The organism is Mycobacterium sp. IDUB_17 (assembly GCF_055419465.1).
Window position 1 is genome coordinate 107,440 of sequence record NZ_JBVAXS010000004.1, and the last position, 17,145, is coordinate 124,584.

General features: G+C 67.4%; 17 protein-coding genes. 5 read left to right on the plus strand and 12 right to left on the minus strand.

What is annotated here, in order from left to right:
- Positions 1-1,566, plus strand: a complete 1,566-nt coding sequence (mbtM, locus tag ACZYZ7_RS18025; protein ID WP_463741704.1) for a long-chain-fatty acid--ACP ligase MbtM — start codon at positions 1-3, stop codon at positions 1,564-1,566.
- Positions 1,563-2,732: a mycobactin biosynthesis acyl-ACP dehydrogenase MbtN gene (gene mbtN, locus ACZYZ7_RS18030; protein WP_463741464.1), complete on the plus strand. Its 1,170-nt coding sequence runs from the start codon at positions 1,563-1,565 to the stop codon at positions 2,730-2,732. Before mbtM ends, mbtN begins: the two co-directional genes overlap by 4 nt.
- A gap of 14 nt (positions 2,733-2,746) precedes the next feature.
- Here mbtN and ACZYZ7_RS18035 read toward each other — a convergent pair whose 3' ends face one another.
- Both ACZYZ7_RS18035 and ACZYZ7_RS18040 read right to left on the minus strand, forming a co-directional pair.
- Positions 2,747-3,397 (minus strand): GNAT family N-acetyltransferase, encoded by a 651-nt coding sequence (locus ACZYZ7_RS18035; RefSeq protein ID WP_463741465.1) that lies wholly within the window; start codon positions 3,395-3,397, stop codon positions 2,747-2,749.
- A gap of 60 nt (positions 3,398-3,457) precedes the next feature.
- Positions 3,458-3,817: a DUF488 domain-containing protein gene (locus tag ACZYZ7_RS18040; RefSeq protein ID WP_463741466.1), complete on the minus strand. Its 360-nt coding sequence runs from the start codon at positions 3,815-3,817 to the stop codon at positions 3,458-3,460.
- Between the two features lie 20 nt (positions 3,818-3,837).
- Here ACZYZ7_RS18040 and ACZYZ7_RS18045 point away from each other — a divergent pair, with 20 nt between their 5' ends.
- Complete coding sequence (locus tag ACZYZ7_RS18045; protein ID WP_463741467.1) at positions 3,838-4,047, plus strand: hypothetical protein; 210 nt, start codon at positions 3,838-3,840, stop codon at positions 4,045-4,047.
- Here the strand turns inward: ACZYZ7_RS18045 and ACZYZ7_RS18050 are convergent, their stop codons facing one another.
- From ACZYZ7_RS18050 to ACZYZ7_RS18065, 4 genes are all read right to left on the minus strand, one after another.
- Positions 4,048-6,756 carry a helix-turn-helix transcriptional regulator gene (locus tag ACZYZ7_RS18050; RefSeq protein ID WP_463741468.1) on the minus strand — a complete coding sequence of 903 codons (2,709 nt, stop codon included), beginning with the start codon at positions 6,754-6,756 and terminating at the stop codon, positions 4,048-4,050. It abuts the gene before it with no gap.
- Positions 6,757-6,820: 64 nt separating this feature from the next.
- Complete coding sequence (gene nagA, locus ACZYZ7_RS18055) at positions 6,821-7,966, minus strand: N-acetylglucosamine-6-phosphate deacetylase (RefSeq protein ID WP_463741469.1); 1,146 nt, start codon at positions 7,964-7,966, stop codon at positions 6,821-6,823.
- Complete coding sequence (gene nagB, locus ACZYZ7_RS18060) at positions 7,967-8,752, minus strand: glucosamine-6-phosphate deaminase (RefSeq protein ID WP_450072835.1); 786 nt, start codon at positions 8,750-8,752, stop codon at positions 7,967-7,969. It lies immediately after the preceding gene.
- Positions 8,753-9,223 carry a PTS sugar transporter subunit IIA gene (locus ACZYZ7_RS18065; RefSeq protein WP_135453406.1) on the minus strand — a complete coding sequence of 157 codons (471 nt, stop codon included), beginning with the start codon at positions 9,221-9,223 and terminating at the stop codon, positions 8,753-8,755.
- A 144-nt stretch (positions 9,224-9,367) separates the two neighbouring features.
- On the opposite strand from ACZYZ7_RS18065, the gene ACZYZ7_RS18070 reads away from it, so the two are divergent.
- Entirely contained in the window at positions 9,368-10,939 is a 1,572-nt protein-coding gene (locus tag ACZYZ7_RS18070; protein ID WP_450072833.1) for a PTS transporter subunit EIIC, read from the plus strand.
- Between the two features lie 2 nt (positions 10,940-10,941).
- Here ACZYZ7_RS18070 and ACZYZ7_RS18075 read toward each other — a convergent pair whose 3' ends face one another.
- The 5 genes from ACZYZ7_RS18075 to ACZYZ7_RS18095 all read right to left on the minus strand — a co-directional run bounded on the left by ACZYZ7_RS18075 (position 10,942) and on the right by ACZYZ7_RS18095 (position 15,407).
- Entirely contained in the window at positions 10,942-11,565 is a 624-nt protein-coding gene (locus ACZYZ7_RS18075) for a hypothetical protein (protein ID WP_463741470.1), read from the minus strand.
- 72 nt (positions 11,566-11,637) lie between these two features.
- Entirely contained in the window at positions 11,638-12,195 is a 558-nt protein-coding gene (locus tag ACZYZ7_RS18080; RefSeq protein WP_463741471.1) for a chorismate mutase, read from the minus strand.
- Entirely contained in the window at positions 12,195-13,028 is an 834-nt protein-coding gene (locus ACZYZ7_RS18085) for an LmeA family phospholipid-binding protein (protein ID WP_463741472.1), read from the minus strand. The genes ACZYZ7_RS18080 and ACZYZ7_RS18085 overlap by 1 nt, the downstream gene beginning before the upstream one ends.
- 269 nt (positions 13,029-13,297) lie before the next feature.
- On the minus strand, positions 13,298-14,464 hold the full coding sequence (locus tag ACZYZ7_RS18090) for a DUF7802 domain-containing protein (RefSeq protein WP_450072830.1): 1,167 nt from the start codon (positions 14,462-14,464) through the stop codon (positions 13,298-13,300).
- Positions 14,457-15,407, minus strand: a complete 951-nt coding sequence (locus ACZYZ7_RS18095) for a metal-dependent hydrolase (protein WP_463741473.1) — start codon at positions 15,405-15,407, stop codon at positions 14,457-14,459. Before ACZYZ7_RS18095 ends, ACZYZ7_RS18090 begins: the two co-directional genes overlap by 8 nt.
- A gap of 165 nt (positions 15,408-15,572) precedes the next feature.
- Between ACZYZ7_RS18095 and ACZYZ7_RS18100 the strand changes: the two genes are divergently transcribed.
- On the plus strand, positions 15,573-16,190 hold the full coding sequence (locus ACZYZ7_RS18100; RefSeq protein WP_463741474.1) for a TetR/AcrR family transcriptional regulator: 618 nt from the start codon (positions 15,573-15,575) through the stop codon (positions 16,188-16,190).
- Here the strand turns inward: ACZYZ7_RS18100 and ACZYZ7_RS18105 are convergent.
- Complete coding sequence (locus tag ACZYZ7_RS18105; protein ID WP_463741475.1) at positions 16,135-17,145, minus strand: alpha/beta fold hydrolase; 1,011 nt, start codon at positions 17,143-17,145, stop codon at positions 16,135-16,137. The genes ACZYZ7_RS18100 and ACZYZ7_RS18105 overlap by 56 nt on opposite strands.

Here is a 17,145-nt window from a genome sequence, read left to right on the forward strand (position 1 = left end):
CTGGCCACGGCGCTCGCCGCGTCGCTGACCACCACCGACGCCGACCTCGTGGTCTACGACCACGAGACACGCACCTGGGCCCGCCATCCATGGGGCCAGGTGTACACGCGCGCCGAGAACGTCGCCGAACAGATCGGCCAGGACGGTTCGACCGCAGTCGGCGTGGTCGGTGAGCCCACCGTGGAGGGCATCGCAACGGTCCTCGGCGCTCTGCTGGCCGGCGCGGCACTGTCCGTACTGCCCGGCCCGATCCGGGGCGCGGACGCGAATACCTGGGCGCAGTCCACGGTGAACCGGCTCTCCGACATCGGCGCGGGCACGGTATTCAGCCACGGCGCCCACCTGGATCTGCTGCGGACGGCCGAGACCTCGCTGAGGATCCACGACGACGCCGTCGTCGCCCACGCTCAACGCTCCACCACGCTGGCGCCGGGAACCGGCCCGGTCGCGGTCCTGCAGGGCACCGCCGGCTCCACCGGCACTCCTCGCACCGCCCAGCTGACGCCATCGGCGGTGCTGGCCAACCTACGTGGGCTCAGCGATCGGATCAGCTTGTCGCACAGCGACATCGGATGCTCATGGCTGCCGCTGTACCACGACATGGGACTGACCTTCCTGCTGGCCGGAGCGGTCAACGGCATCGAGGTGTGGCAGGCCCCGACAATGGCCTTCGCAGCCTCACCGTTCAGCTGGGTGCGGTGGCTCACCGAGAGCCGCGCCACCCTGACCGCCGCGCCGAACATGGCCTACGGCCTGATCGGCAAGTACTCCAGACGCCTGACCGATCTGGACCTGTCGGCCCTGCGGTTCGCGCTCAACGGCGGCGAGCCGGTGGATTGCGAGGCGACGAGCCGGTTCGGCACCGAACTGTCCCGCTTCGGCTTCAACCCCGGCGCCCTCTCACCGTCCTATGGGATGGCCGAATCATCCTGCGCGGTCACGGTTCCCGTGCCGGGGCACGGTGTGGTCCTCGACGAGATCACCGTCGCGACGGACGCCGGGTCCAATCGGCAGCAGCTCGCCGTGCTCGGTGACGCCATCGGTGGGATGGAAGTGCGCCTGCGGCCCGGCGAGGACAACGCGGGCATCGTCGACCGCGAGGTGGGCGAGATCGAGATCCGCGGCACCTCGATGATGTCGGGCTACCTCGGTCAGCCACCGCTGAAGCCTGACGACTGGTTCGCCACCGGCGATCTCGGCTACTTCGTCGACGGCGGACTGGTGGTCTGCGGGCGCACCAAGGAACTGATCACGGTGGCCGGGCGCAACATCTTCCCCACCGAGATCGAGCGAGTTGCCGCTCAGGTCAAGGGCGTTCGGGAAGGCGCCGTCGTGGCCGTGGGTGCCGGCGAGAAGTCGGTCCGCTCCGGCCTGGTGATCGCGGCCGAGTTCCGTGGACCCGACGAGGCCGGGGCCCGCAGCCAGGTCATCCAACAGGTGGCATCCGAGTGCGGCATCGTGCCCGCCGACGTGGTGTTCCTGACGCCGGGGTCGCTCCCCCGCACCTCCTCGGGCAAGCTGCGCCGCCTGGAGGTCAAACGACAATTGGAGACAGCGAAGTCATGACCGCGCTCACGCCAACGCCGGCCACCACCACGGTCGAGGAGTACCGAGACCTGCTGGATCGGGTTTTCGACGATCAGGTCAAGGCCTGGACCGCCGAAGCCGAAGAGACCGAGAGCTTTCCGCGCCGGCTCATCGAACACCTCGGCCGCAACGGGGTGTTCAGCGAGAAGTGGGGTGACGGTCAACAACCCGACGTGGCCAAGCTGATCGAACTGGCCGCCGCACTGGGCCGGACCGGTTCCTCGGGTATCGGTGTGGGTGTCAGCCTGCATGATTCGGCCATCGCCCTGCTACGCCGCTTCGGCAAATCCGATCACCTGCGCACCATCTGCGAACAGGCCGTCCACGGCGAAGCCGTGCTGTGCATCGCGGCCTCCGAGGAATCCGGGGGTTCGGACCTGCAGATCGTGGAGACCGAAGTCCGCACGGCCCGAGACGGATTCGAGATCAAGGGCATCAAGAAGTTCGTGTCCCTGTCGACGATCGCCGACCACATCATGGTGGTGGCCCGAAGCGTCGACCACGATCCGACCAGCAGGCACGGCAACGTCGTCGTCATCGCGGTGCCGACCTCGGCGGTCGAGATCCAGCCGCCCTATCGCAAGGTCGGCAACGGCCCGCTGGCCACTGCTGCGGTGCACATCGACACGTGGGTGCCCGCCGATCATCTGGTGGCCAGGGCCGGCACCGGGCTGGCGGCGATCTCCTGGGGGTTGGCCCACGAACGCATGTCGATCGCCGGACAGGTCGCCGCAGGTTCACAACGGATCCTCGGAATCACGTTGGCACGCATGATGAAACGCCGGCAGTTCGGCCACACCCTCTATGAGCACCAGGCGCTGCGGATGCGGATCGCCGATCTGCAGGCTCGCGTCGACCTGCTGCGTTACGCCCTGGCCGGGGCAGCCGCGCAGGGCAAGCTCGATCTCCGAGCCGCCGCCGCCTTCAAGGTGACCGCCGCACGGCTGGGCGAGGAGGTCGCGTCGGAGTGCATGCACATCTTCGGCGGCTCAGGCTATCTCGTCGACGAGACGCCGCTGGGCAAGTGGTGGCGCGACATGAAGCTGGCCCGCGTCGGTGGTGGCACCGATGAGGTGCTGTGGGAGCTGGTGGCCGCGGCCATGAAGCCCGATTACGACGGCTACGCCGAATTCGCCGGCGCCTGAACCGGTTGTCGGAGTTACCCGGCGGCGCCGAGGGCGTCGTCGGGTGTGCGCGGCAGCGCATAGAGGGCCATCCGCCGGTTGGACATCTGGTGCTCGCCCAGGAATTCACACCCCGCCCATTCGCACACCCGCCGGGCGCCGGTGTTGCGATGATCCGGATCGAACATGACCCGCCGGCAGTTCGGTTCGAGTTCGAACACGTTGGCCACGATGCGCGGCAACAGGATCGGGCCGATGCCGCGGTTGACGAATCTCAGATCGGCGATCGCGGCATGCATGCCGATGTCGTACGGATCGGCGGCGTAGCGGGGCGCGATGGAATCCTTGGCCGCCCGGTACAACTCGATGTACCCGACGGGCTTCCCGCGGAAGCTCGCGATGAAAGGCCGTGAGTATTCACCGTCGAGCTGAGCCTGCAGGTACCGGCGCCAGCGCTCCGGCGCCCAGTCGTACTCCCAGGCCTCCACCAGGTGCGGGCGGTTCATCCACTCCGACACCAGCTCGGCGTCGGCACCGGCGTCGGCCGGACGGATGTCGTACGGCTCAGCCAGGACCGGGGTGCGAGGGGCCTCGACGGCGCGCACCTCGGCGGTGATGTCGGTCAGCTCGCGCTTCAGTACGGGGGCCCCCGGCACGTCGGTCACGTCGGTATCGATATCGCTCATTTGAGCGCCGAGCCTACCGCAGCGAATGAGGGTAGGTTTACCTTCCTCCGGGCTCGAAGCTCAGGTCAGCAGCTTGGCCAGCACGGTCAGGTGGCTGAGGTCGAGTTCACGGGTGGCGGTCACCAAGGTGACCGGGCCGTCGCTGACCAACGCCCGCAACTCATCGAGAGCCGCGGCCTCCTCGCCGGACTGCAACTCCTGGGTGTAGCGCGCGACGAACTCGTCATACCGCTCCGGCTTATGGTCGTACCAGTGACGCAACTCCGTGGACGGGGCAACCGAGCGCAGCCAACGCCCTACCCGCAGATCGGTCTTCTTCAGGCCCCGGGGCCACAATCGGTCGACCAGGACCCGCTGCCCCTCATCGGGTTCCGGTTCGGTGTACACACGGGCCACCCGCACCCGGTTTTTTGGGGCCATGACATGCCATCGTAGGAGGCATGGGCCCGGACCGGTTGGCAGATCTACAGCGCTGGGAGGATTCCGGCGCACACTGGCGCGTCCTCACCCGCACCGCCGACAGCCTCACGATCGCGTTACTGCGATGCGACGGCGGCGAGGAAGCGGACCGGTTCACCTCCACAGATCCGCGTCTCCTCGAATTCGTGGGTGCCCGGAGTTCCAGTGAGGACCCCGAACACCCCGCCTGATCAACTGGCCGGGCCGAAGCGCGCCAGCCGGGCCAGGTGGTCGCGGTCCTCCACACCGAGCTTGGCGAACATGCGGTACAGATGTCCGTCGACGGTGCGCACCGACACGCACAACTTGCCGGCGATCTGGCGGTTGCTCATCCCGATACCGACGAGAGTGGCGATCTCCCACTCACGCTCGGTGAGCGGCAGCGGGTCTCCGGCGCAGCACAGGGCCGGCGTCATCGCACCACTCTGGCCCGACAGCCACAGTGCCCTGGCAGCCGATTCCAATTCACCGCCACGGCAGCCGGCCCCGGCATACTCCCTGGCCGCGTGGGCGGCCGCATCGGCGGCCAGCCCCAACGCACCGATCGCCTCGAACCGGTCCGTGGCCGCGACGAGTTGATCAGGATCATGGCGGGCGAGGCCGCGGCTGTGTGCGGCGATGGCCTCGGCCAGCCGGCCACCATGGCGGCGCGCCAGTTGCTGGATCCTGCGGTCACCCGCGGTCTGCCCGAATCGCAACGCTGTGTGCAGGGCCGTGAGCTCGACCGTGTTCATTCCGCCCGCTTTGGCGCACTGCGCCGCCCGGGCAGCGTGGTCCACGGCCGATCCCGTGTCACCGTTCGCTGCCGCCGTCCAGGCTCTGGCCAACTCCAGCTCGGGCCGGAACACCTCAAGCGGCCCGACCGCGGCAGACTCGGCCTGTAGCAACGCGGCGCCCGCGGCGGAGCCGTTACCGCGCATCCCCTCGGCTTGGGCCAGCCACGCGGCGACCACCATCAACCACCCCGGCGGGAGTACCTGCGGGGTGGTCCACACCGCGGCCTGCAGTGCTTCACCCGCCGAAGGCAGACAGCCGCGGGCCAACGCCACCCGCCCACTCAGCGCGGTGACGATGGCCTCGGCCTGCGGAGAACCGGCCGCCAACACCGCGTAGCGGTCACAGACCCGCTGCGCCCGTGCCAGATCCCCTTCGGCCGCGGCCGCCGCGACCTGTGCAAAGGCCAGCCAGTAACGCTGCGGCCCCGACTCGCAATCCTCGGCGGCCAATTCACCCGCCTGCGCCACCATGGCGACCTCACCCGGGCGACCAGACAAGGCCAGCGCACTCGAGGTGGCCAGTGCCGCCCATACGTCGGCCGTCGACCTGTTGGCCATCGACCACGCCTCAGCGCCGAGTGTTTCGATGCCCAGCGTGATCGCACCGGCAAGCTCACCGGCGAAGAACGCGAAAACCGCCTCCATCGCCACGACCAGGCTCAACGTCTGCGGGCAGTGCACCTGCCGCCGAATCATGGCGAGTGCGGAACGCGCGGCGTCAGGTCGGGCACACCCGAAGAACAGGTTGGATGCCCGCAGGCAGCCCCAACGCGCCAGCATCGGTTCGTCGTCGGCCGGTGGCACCGACCGGGCCAGTAACTCCTCGGCCTGCTCGCCGCGGCCCTGCCAGCTCATCGCGTCGGCCAGGACGATCGCCGCGGGCACCCCGGCGCCGTGATCCAGTGCGTATCGCGCCAGTTCTTCTCCCAGCGCCAGATTGGACATCGTGACCGCACTGGCCGCGGCGTCGGCGATGGCGCCCGGATCGGCCGGACCATTGCCTCCCGCCATGAATCGTGCCAGCTGTATGCGTCCCCGGACGTCAGGGAGCCGGCCGTTGTTCGGCGATTCCAGGTGCGCGCCCAGCAGGGCCGCCAACTGCGTATTGATCTGCCGGGAACGGGTTTTCGGGCACCGGCTGCGGGCCACCTCACCGATGATGGGGTGGCCGGGCTGCACGAGGGTGCAGGCCGCGTCGTTGAGCACCTGGATCGCTCCCCTGCGCTCGAGCCTGGCGATCGCGTCGAGGTCGCAGGCTCCCACCAACACGTCCCAGTCGAGCACCTCGGCGGTGGAGACCACCTCCATCACGTCGCGTTCGTCCGGTGTGAGGGTGTCGAACCGCGAATTGATCAGTGCGTGCAGATCGGCACTCGCCCGCAGCTGCCCGCGCAACCGCCAGCGTCCCTGCTCGCAGACGAACACCGCGTCGCCCAGGGCCGCGTTGAGCGAACCCCGGAGGTAGAGCGGACTTCCCGAGGAGAACCGGTGCAGTTCTCCGACCGCACGCTCGTCGACTTCGCCGCCCAACACCGCGGCAGCCAACTCAGCGGTCTGCTCCCGGGTGAAGGGTTCGAGGTCCAACCGCAGCAACAGCTGTTCTTTCCACAAGGCGGTCACCGCATCGGACGGAGCCGCGCCGTTCCCGATGGTGACGATCAGCCTCGGCGCGCCGTGCACGGCCAGTTGCTGGACCAACAGCGCCGACAACGGGTCGAGGTGCTGAGCGTCATCGACCACGATGACGAGGTCGGGATCGGTGGCCAACATCTCATGTGCCACGGCGAGCATCACCGTCGGGTCACGCGCGTCGGTCAGGGTGAGCGCGTGGCGAAATGCCCCGAGCGGCACCGCCTGCCCGGTCTCGGTGCCCAGCACATACCGGACGGCGCAACCGTCTGTCTCAAGGCCCTCAGCCAGTACGCGGGCCAGCGCCGACTTTCCCACTCCGGCCTTACCTGCCAAGACCACCCCGCGGGCGCCGCCCCGCAACGCCTGCGCGGCTTCGCGCAGTTCGGAATCCCGTGCGACAAACGGCCAGTCCGGCAAGAACGACCCCCAGATGCTCTGCGGCGTTACCCGGGTGACGGTACGCCGGTGCAAGAATTCGTAACGGCTAATCACCGCCGCAGCAACGCGAATCCTTGCCTCAGAAAACACTTCTCGGGCCCACATGCCCATTGGGCGACTACGCCGCCGGTTCCAGCTCCCACACGCCTCGGCGCATCACCGCGGCGACGGTCAGATCCGCATCCAGTGCCACGAGATCGGCTGCGGCCCCGGGGATCAGGCCGCCACCGGGAAGGCCCAGCGCCCGCGCCGGGTTGATCGACGCCTGGCGAACACCGAGCAGCAGAGCCTCGTCACTCGTCAACCCGCAATGGGCCACGGCGAATCGAACCACCCGGTCCATGGTCGCCGTGCTCCCGGCGATGGTGTCGGTGCCGCCGACGAACGCGACCCCGTCCATCACGTCGACCCGCACCGGCCCCAGGTGATAACGCCCGTCGGACATGCCGGTGGCCGCCATCGCGTCGGTGATCAGCGAAACGCGATCCGGACCGACCGAACGCGTGACGTGCCGGTAGATGGCCGGATCGATGTGGACCCCGTCGGTGATGAGTTCGACGGTGACGGCGGGGTCTTCGAGCAGGGCGATCACCGGGCCCGGTTCGCGCCGGTCGATCGGACGCATGGCGTTGAACAGATGCGTGCCCACCGTGGCACCGGCTGCGATCGCTGCGCGGGTCTGCTCGTAGGTCGCCTCGGTATGACCCACGGCCACCACCACACCGGCGCCGACGAACTGCCGGATCGCCTCAAGCGCACCGCTACGTTCGGGCGCGATCGTCACCATCCGGATCGTCCCCGCGGCGGCGCTGAGCACCCGGTCGATCTCCGCCGGATCCGGGTCGCGCATGAGCGCGGGTTGATGGGCCCCGCACCGCACGGTCGACAGCCACGGACCTTCGAGGTGGATTCCGTCGATCCGCCCGGCCCGAACGTCCTCGGCCCGCGCACCGACCTGTTGCAGCAGATCGTCCGGGCTCGCGGTGACCAGGGAGGCGATCATGGTGGTGGTGCCGTGCCGCCGGTGCAGCGCCACAGCGGCCGACGTGTCGGCCTCGGATGGGACCGAGAAATTGCCGCCGCCACCACCGTGCGTATGGGTGTCGACGAAACCCGGCACGACGGTCACCGGGCCGAGATCACGATCGGCGGGCCGGGGTGGCGCACCCGCACCCACCGCCGTCACCCGGTCACCGGACACGTCAATCCATCCCGGCCGCAACAGATCTGCGCCCGTGATCAGCGTGCCGGCGGTCAGCAACATTCAGATGCCCTGCCAATCCGGTTTCGAGCGGTAGGTCTCACGGTAGTAGCCGATGAGCTGAAGCCGCTGTGCCGCAGCGTCATCGAGCAGCACCGTGACATGCGGGTGATGCTGCAGGATGGTCGCCGGCCACATGGCACTCACGGCACCCTCGACCAGATGGTGCACCGCTTCGGCCTTACTACGGCCGAGCGCCACCAGGATCACGTGCCGGGCCGCCATGATGGTGGCCAGCCCCTGGGTCAGGCAGTGCGTCGGCACCGCGTCCAGATCGCCTCCGAAGAACCTGGCGTTGTCGAGGCGGGTCTGCTGCGTCAGCGTCTTGATTCGGGTGCGTGACGCCAGCGAGGACCCGGGCTCATTGAAGCCGATGTGTCCATCGGTGCCGATGCCGAGGATCTGTAGGTCGACCCCGCCCGCGCCGCGGATGGCGTCCTCGTATGCCGCGCATGCCGCCGGAATGTCGCTCGCCAGGCCGTCGGGGCCCAGCACCGCACCCGGGGCGAAGTCGACGCGCGAGACGAACACGGTGTCGATCACGTTGCGGTAGCGCTCAAGATGGTCGGCGGGCAGGCCGACGTACTCGTCGAGGGTAAACCCGCGGGCCTGCCGGAACGAGATCTGCCCCGCGGTACACCGCGTGACGAGCTCGTCGTAGATCGCCAGCGGTGACGAGCCGGTGGCAAGGCCCAGAACCGCGTCCGGTTTGCGGTCCAACAGCGCGCCGACCGCATCCGCGGCCACGCCGCCGATCTTCGCGGCATCGGCGAGGATGATGACTTCCATCTACTTGTTCGCCGTGAAAAGGTCCGCACCCGAGTCGATGTCGGCTCCGGCGGCCACCGGCCCGGCCACGGTCACATTGCCGGGCTCACGCTCGTCCATGACCACAACGGGGACAATCGGATTCAGGCCTTTGGCCTCGACGGCCGGCACGTCGTAGGTGATCACCACCTGGCCGGCGGTGACCTCATCACCCTGACTCACGTGTGCTGTGAAGCCTTCGCCGTTCAGCGCGACGGTGTCCAACCCGAGGTGGACCAGGACGCCGACATTGTCGGCGGTCATGATCACGTAGGCGTGCGGCATCAGCTTCAACAACTTGCCGCTGACCGGGGCAACCGCGTCGATCACGCCCCGTGGGGGGTCCACGGCGGCGCCGTACCCCACCATGCCCGCCGAGAACACCGGGTCCGGAACATCCTGGAGTGCCACTGCGCGCCCGGCAACCGGGGCGAGTACTCGCGTGCTGCTCACTGTGCGGCTCCTTTGTGGCGGGGGGCTCGTGCCCCAACAATACGAGCGTGACCGAAAGACGGCCGCGAGTTTACGGGTTCTCGTCTAAGCTTCCGCACAGCTTCGCGGCGGGTCGCGCCGGGTGGCCAGGAGGGCGAGAAGGCGATGAGCGGTACGACGAAATCTGAAGGTGCACAGGAGAAATCCGGTCTGCACATACCCGCTTTCGCGCAGCTGCAACGACTCGGCAAGAGCCTCATGTTGCCGATCGCCGTGTTGCCCGCCGCGGGCATCCTGCTGCGGCTGGGCCAACCCGACCTGCTGGGCCGGATCGACTCCCCCGTCATCGGCCCGTTCTTCAAGGCGATGAGCGCCGCCGGCGATGCCCTGTTCACCAATCTGCCCCTGCTCTTCGCGGTCGGTGTCGCGATCGGCTTCGCCCGCAAGGCCGACGGCTCGACGGCGCTGGCCGCGGTGGTCGGTTATCTGGTGATGGCCGCGGTGTTCAAGACCATGTCCCCCATCGTGCTGGCCGGCGAAGTGGACAAGGCCGGCGATCAGGCCCAGATCAACTACAGCGTGTTCGCCGGAATCGTGGTGGGTCTGGTGACGGCATGGCTGTTCGACCGCTACCACACCATCCAATTACCGTCCTATCTCGGCTTTTTCGGCGGGCGACGTTTCGTCCCGATCGTGGTGTCCCTGGCGAGTCTGTTCATCGCCTTCCTGATGAGCTACTTCTATCCGATCTTCGACGCGGGACTGACCGGGCTCGGCCGGTTCATCGGCGGCAGCGGCGCGCTGGGGGCATTCGTCTACGGATTCGCCAACCGCATGCTGATTCCCCTGGGCCTGCACCACATCCCGAACTCTTACGTGTGGTTCATCTACGGCGACTATCAGAACGCGGACGGCACGGTGGTCACCGGTGAGCTCACCCGGTTCGCGGCGGGCGACCCGACCGCGGGCATCCTCACCTCGGGGTTCTACCCGGTGCTGATGTTCGGTCTACCCGCCGCGGCGCTGGCGATGATCCTCGCCGCGAACAAGAAGCAACGCAAGGTTGCGGTCGGCATCCTCTCGGCGGCCGCCCTCACCGCGTTCCTGACCGGCGTGACCGAACCGCTCGAGTTCGCGTTCATGTTCGTGGCGTTCCCGCTCTACGTCATCCATGCGGTCCTGACCGGGCTGTCCCTGGCGATCGCCTATCTGCTCGACATCCACCTGGGCTTCTCGTTCTCGGCCGGACTCCTCGATCTGCTGCTCTACGGCGGTGCGCCCGCGGCGAAGAACATCTGGCTGCTGGTCGTGATGGGAGCGGTGTTCTCGGTCGTCTACTTCGTGATGTTCTACGTCGCGATCAAGAGGTGGAACATGCTCACACCCGGCCGCGAACCAGAGACGGAGTTCGAGGCCGAGGAACAGGCCAACCTCGGCGAGGGTGCCGATTCCGCCACCACCGTGACGACCGGCGGCACCGGCACGCTCACCGCACCTGCGCGAGCAGACACTCAGGCCGAACAGATCATCGCCGCGTTCGGCGGCCGGGAGAACCTCGTCAATGTCGACGCCTGCATCACCCGGCTCCGCATGGAAGTGGCCGACAAGACCAAGGTCGACCAAGACCGGCTGAAGGCCCTCGGCGCGGCAGGCGTCATCGAGGTCGGTAACAGCGTTCAAGCGGTGTTCGGCACAGGTTCCGAGGCGCTGAAGAACGCGATCGTCGACAGCTTGTAGCCCTACGCACCCGCCTCCTTCGGCGAATCCGTGCCGGGCTCCCCCTCGGCGCGTATCTCGGGCTGACGGGTCTGACGGGTCGCGGGTTCAACTCCGACCAATCGCTCGAAGAGCGCGCGATAGTGGACGATCGCCTCGCGTTGCGCCTCGGTTCCGATGTCGCCCTGCTCTTGCGCCAGGTGAAGGATGTGCGCTGCCCGATAGTGCTCGACCACTTCAGGGTGATCCACGGACACATCTGCGGCACGCTGCTCGAAATCGTCTATCGGATAACCGCGTTCGCGCATCACCTCGGTCACCAGGCGATCGGCGTCACCGACCGATCTCGACGGATTGTCGACGAACCCGGTCTGCGTCACGCCCCACGCCTCGACGTATCGCGCCCGGGACTCCGGCGTCAGCTCTTTGACGTCCAACTTATCGTGCTTGCGTTCGCGCGCTCGCAGTTCCCGCTCGCCGGCACGCTGACCACCGGCTGTTTCGACGGCGTGCTCATACTCCGGCCCGAACTGATCCTTGAGCCGTTCGCTCCGCTTCTGACGCATCATCGATGCGGCAACGACCACCGCGAGCAGCACGATCACCACGGCGACTACAGCGATGACGATCCAACTCCATGTAGGCATTTCCAGACCTCCTGCGGCAAGGAGTACCCGCGCACCGTCGACAGAAACGTCAATTCCCGATTGGGTCCGACGTCAGCGGCAATAGGACCTGGTGGCGTAGTCCAGCGCCCGCCGATACAGCGGATCCAGATCTCGGGCCGCGGCCACGCCATCGACGGCGCTCGCCAGGTCGCCCGGGCATGACGGTGAGTGCAGGGTCGGCCACTGGTCGGCGATCTCGTTCACCATCGTGTGGTTGAGCGCATCGATGGCGGTTCTCGACGCCGCGAGATCGGGCGCGCTCGCGGGAGCGGTTCCCGGATCCAGCTTCCATTGCTCGAACAGACCGTGCTCCACTGCGACGGTCGCGTCGATCTGATCCCGGAACACCTGGCCCACGTAGGCCGGGTCGATGTGCCGACTGCCGGCCTCGGCCGTGGTGGCATCGATGACCTGCTGTTCACGGCGCGGGCCTTCGATCGGTCCGCCGGTGCGAAACTTGTTGGCGGCCACAGGGTCTGCGGTCTGAAGGCGCTGCGCTGCGGCGTCCACCAACGGCAGCAGCGGGCTCGGGTCCTGCGCGCGGGCGAGTGGAGCGCCGCACAGCGCCGCGAGCGTCAGCACGCCGACCGTCGCGAATCGGGCGAGCATCAGAGCTTGGAGAAGCAGGCGTCGTTGGATTCGTCGTTGGGAATGGACGCATTCTGGCTGGAGAACTTGCCCACCACGCCGGAGTCGGTCACCGAGACGCTGTCCGCATGAATCCCGAGCGGGTAGGCCTCGTTCAGCTTCGTCATGAGGCTGTCGAGCGCCGTCTGCACGGTGTCTTTCTCGAAGGGCCCGCTGACGTCGGTGATCTGCAGATCGAGGTTTCCGTTGTTCACCACCGGTTTTGCAGTCACCTTGGTGTCCCCTACCGCCTCCATGGTGATGGTGCCCGCGGACGGATCGGTGCTGACATCGGTGACCAGGGAGCCGACGCCGGGCAGGTTCTCGGCCACCGTGTTCTTGATCCCGGCAGTTGTCCAGGTCAGTGTCGCGCTCAACGATCCGATGGTGCCCTTGGAGTCCTCGGTGCCCTGTAAGCGGATGTCGGACAATGCCACGTCCGCCGTCATGCCCTTGGCGGCCTGCACCTGCTTGCCGCCGGTTTCCACCGAGATGTTGGTGTAGTGGCCGGTGATGTGCTGCCACAGGAAAGGCGGCTTGACCCCGAACGAGACCGAGGCGTTGTCCTCCACCACACATTCGGCGACGGCGACGAGAACCGAGCCGGCCTTGTGCCGGGCGTACAGTTCGGCGCCCGTCAGCCCGATCATCACAAGCGCGACGACCATGACGGCGGCCAGGATGATCGCCTGCGGGCTGCGCCACCGTGACGACGGCTTCGCCGGCTCAGGCGGCGGCCGATTGGGCTCGACCGGGGGCAGCGGCGGCGGAGGGGGTCCCCCGGGCCGGGGCGCGACCGGCGGACGGTTCTGCACGATTTTCTCGGTCGCGGGCTCTCGGGGCCTGAATTTCTCGGTCGCGGCCTCCGGCGGCTGACTGCGCGCCCGGATCTGTTCGGTCGGAGCCTCCGACCGCCCGGGACGGGGCAGCCGCCGGGTGGCCGGATCGGGCGGCGGCACAGGGCCGCGGCCTTGCATATCTCGCCGGCCTGGATCGCCGGGGCGTTGCGGCGGTGTCGGCACCTCCGCAATTCTGCCCCATCACCCACGCGGTCAGCCGTGTGGCGCGCCTGTGGGTTCGCTCCTCATTCCCGCTCGCCCGCCAGTTCCTGCGCCACCGCATCGGGCAGTTGTCGCAGGCCAGCGGGATTTACGGTAGCCGCTGCAGCGATCGACAATCCAGCGATGAGCACGCAGATCACGGTGTAGGCGAGGCTGCCGATGGGGTCGCCGTCGGCCGTGACACCGTCGACCGCGCCGAAGTAGGCCGGCAGAGCAGTCAGCCACAGCACCGTCATGACCGCCAGATATACCGCGGCGTAGCGCAGGATGAGCGGGTTCGAATAACGCACTGTTGCCGGGTCGCGGTCCCGGCGCAGGCTCGACCACTGATTGAACAGCACCGGAATCGCCACCACGGTGAGCACGACGAGTTCGGCGGCGTAGACCACCCCGCCGACCGTGGTACTGCCCGAGATCGACGCGGCGAGCGTGGCGGGCAGAGGCAGCACCGCGGTTCCGATCGACGCCAGGACGCCGACCACGATGGTGCGGCCCACGATCTGCAGGCCGGTGAACGCCTTGCCGTCCTGGACGTGGCGGCCGACGAACAGCTGCACGCAGAAGGCCAACGACATCGGCCACAATGCCGCGAACACGACGACGCTGGGCAGCGGCACCGAGGCGAAGAACGGCTGGTTCATCGGATGGTCCAGCGTCCACTCCCACCACCGCAGCTGCGGACCGATGTGGTCGAAGATCTCGTAGAACGCGTGGTGGACGAATCCGACGCAGATCGCGCCGACCAGCACACCGCGCCGGCGGAAGATCCCGAGAATCCGGACGATCTCGTATGCCACCGTGGCCATCATCGGGTAGATCGCGACGATGTACAGCGGCAGCCGGCCCCACAGGAAGTCGACGGTGAACACGTTGTGCGCGAACATCGTGTCGACGTGGTCGGCGATCCCGAACGCGCCGGGGAAATACAGTGGCGGTTCGATGATCAGCAGATAGGCGATGGCACCGAACCACAGCACCAGGTTGGTCGGATCGTTGTGACGGCGCAGCCGCACGATGGCGTACACCAGGGCCAGCACCGCGCCGACGATCACGGTGATCTCCAGCACCGGAAGCGTCCAGTTCTCCAGCCCGAACGGGTTGCGGAACTCGACCAGACCCCCGGCCGTGTCACACGAAAAGCCCAGTCGCTCAGCCAAACCCGAGAAGGTCGGGGTGCACAGATCAGACATCGGCGGTATCCACCTTCTGGCTCGGGGTCTGGTCGGCGGTGTACCACAGCGTGACGTCGTAGCCGTCCTGATAACGCTGGAACCACTCGTCGGCCAGGACCGGCAGCTTCTCGTGGGCCGGGTTGTGGCCCGGAACCTGGCTGCGGACCACCCCTACCAGGGCAGTCAGCATTTCCCGTACCGGCAGGTGGGCGAACGCGTTGTCGAATGGACCGTCATAGGGCGCCTTGGTGAACGGGAGTTTTTGCAGGATGGCCTTTTTCCGTGCCTGCATGCCGAACATCGACACCGCGTCGATCTGGCGTTCTTCCAGGGGGACGTGCTTGTTGAAGCCCTCACAGGCGATCTTGAGCACGGCCCACACGTGCTTGAAGATCGACGGGGCGACCCGCATGCGGTACCACGGGTCGTCCACCACCGCGTCGTAGATGATCAACGCCGAGCTGCGGTGCTCGACCTCTTCGACGAAGTGCCACAGGAACAGTGACGCCACCCGGTCATCCCCCGGAGCGAACAGCGTGTCGTCATGATCGAGCATCAACTTGAAGACCGGTGTGAACGTCGCCTCCAGATCGGCGGTGTATGCCAACCGGTACTTCAGCGGCGTCTCGGCGGTGAGGTCGTCGAACGCCTTGATCACCTCGTCGAGGGTCTCCTTCAGGGCCGGGTACGTCTTGATCAGTCCCTTGGCGTGCTGACGGTGGGCCATCGAGTGCTGGCCCTCCTGCCGCACGAAGGCCTGTGCCTCCTCGGCCACCGCCGGATCGGCGATGAACGGCATGGCCTCGGTGATCATGTGGCCGATCATCTTCTCGAACGCGATGGCCAGGAACGACACCGCGTTGGCCATCGACGAGAACGCCGGGTTCGTCTCGTTCCACAGGAACGGGACGCGGTGGTCCGCGAACGCGAACCTCATCTTCCGCACGATCAGATCCGTCATCGGTGCCACCTCGCCTTGTCTTGGACTCTCGAACCGCGACTGCCTGCTGATCGAGACCAATCATACAAACAACGCCAGGTTTGTATGATTACTACACGCGGATGCGGCCCGTCAACGACGGGTGGCGATATCCTGCAGGGGTGTTGCCTGCGAGGAATCCAGACTGTGGCGCGTAGGCGTGGGTGGGACGGGCAACCGCCCGGCAGCGACGAGGAGGCCTCGGAACGGATCGTGGCCGCCGCGGTGCGGTTGATCGCCGAGACCGGCACCAGCATCAGCATCGCCGATGTCGCGGCATCGCTCGGCGTCATCCGCCAGACCGTGTACCGCTACTTCCCCACGGCAGAGGCCCTGATGCACGCGGCGGCCATCGCCACGGTCGACGGATTTCTCGACCGGCTCGCCGAGAGCGTGCGCGGCATCACCGATCCCGCCGAGGCGATGACCGAAGGCGTCATGTTCACCTTGGCGGAGGTCACCCGGATACCGCACCTGCGCATCATGCTGTCGGGGCCCCAGGCCGCAGCCAGTTCGGTCAATGTCGCATCCGACGAAGGCCAGGCGTTCGGCATGCGGATGATCACGCGCTTCGACGTCGACTGGGAGAAATACGGGTACGACGAATCGTCGCTGCGCGACCTGGTCGAATTCACCCTGCGCACGATGCTGTCGTTCTTCGTCGCACCGGACGACCCCGCCCGCAGCCCCGAGGAGCTGCGACGCTTCGTCAGACGCTGGCTGGGCGGGTCGATTCTGGCGCAGCCTGCCGATGGTTCGCGATGACGTCGCCGAACACCGCCGGGATCAACCGGTTGAAGATGTCGGCGCGCTCCCATTGCAGGAAGTGACCGGCACCCGGAACCACCAACGGCCCAATGCGATTGAGAAACGCGCGCTCGGTGCAGGGAACGAAGTCCTCGCCGACCACATGATCGTCGGGACCGTAGAGCACCAACGTGGGCACCTCGACCGCATCCATCAACGGGATCTCGGACATGGCGCGGCCGTAGGCGAGTTGGTAGGACGCCCAGCCGGCCCGTAGCCGTGCCTCGTGGGCGAACGGCTCGGTCATGAAATCCACGTCGGACTGGTTGAACGCGTACGCCGAGCCCCACAACCGATTGGTGTACATCGCCGCCACCCACTGCCTGCGCGCTTCGGGCGTCGTCAGCATCGCAGCGAGCTCGTCGGGGAAAGCACCCTGCATCCACCGGTAGTCGCCGGTCGGGTCGGCCGCGCCGCCGACCGATGCCGGATGCTGGGTGCCGATTCCCGAGTAGTCGACGGCCATGGGCGGCACAGTGTTGAAAACACAGAAACCCGTGACGAATCCGGGAAACCGGTGAATCAGGTCGGTGCTGACGACAGCCCCGACATCACTCGCGGCGATCAGGCAGGAGTCGTGCCCCAGCTCGTCATGCACCAACGCATACAGATCGCGGGAGTACGTGACGATGTCGTGCTGGTCGTCGGGCGGGATCGCGCTGTCCCCCACGCCGCGCAGGTCCGGGACGATGACCTCGAAGCCGGCCGCGGCCAGGGCCGCGATGTTGCGCCACCAGACCCGCTTGGTCTCGGGATACCCGTGCACCAGCAGCAGGGGCACACCGCCGATACCCTCGCGGACGAATGCCAGCGAAACCCCTTCGGCGACAACGGCAGTGTGGATGGCGAACGCGTCAGCGGCCGGTGCCGGAGGCTGCGCCGGCCGCTGACGCGGGTCGTAGCGGAAAGACAC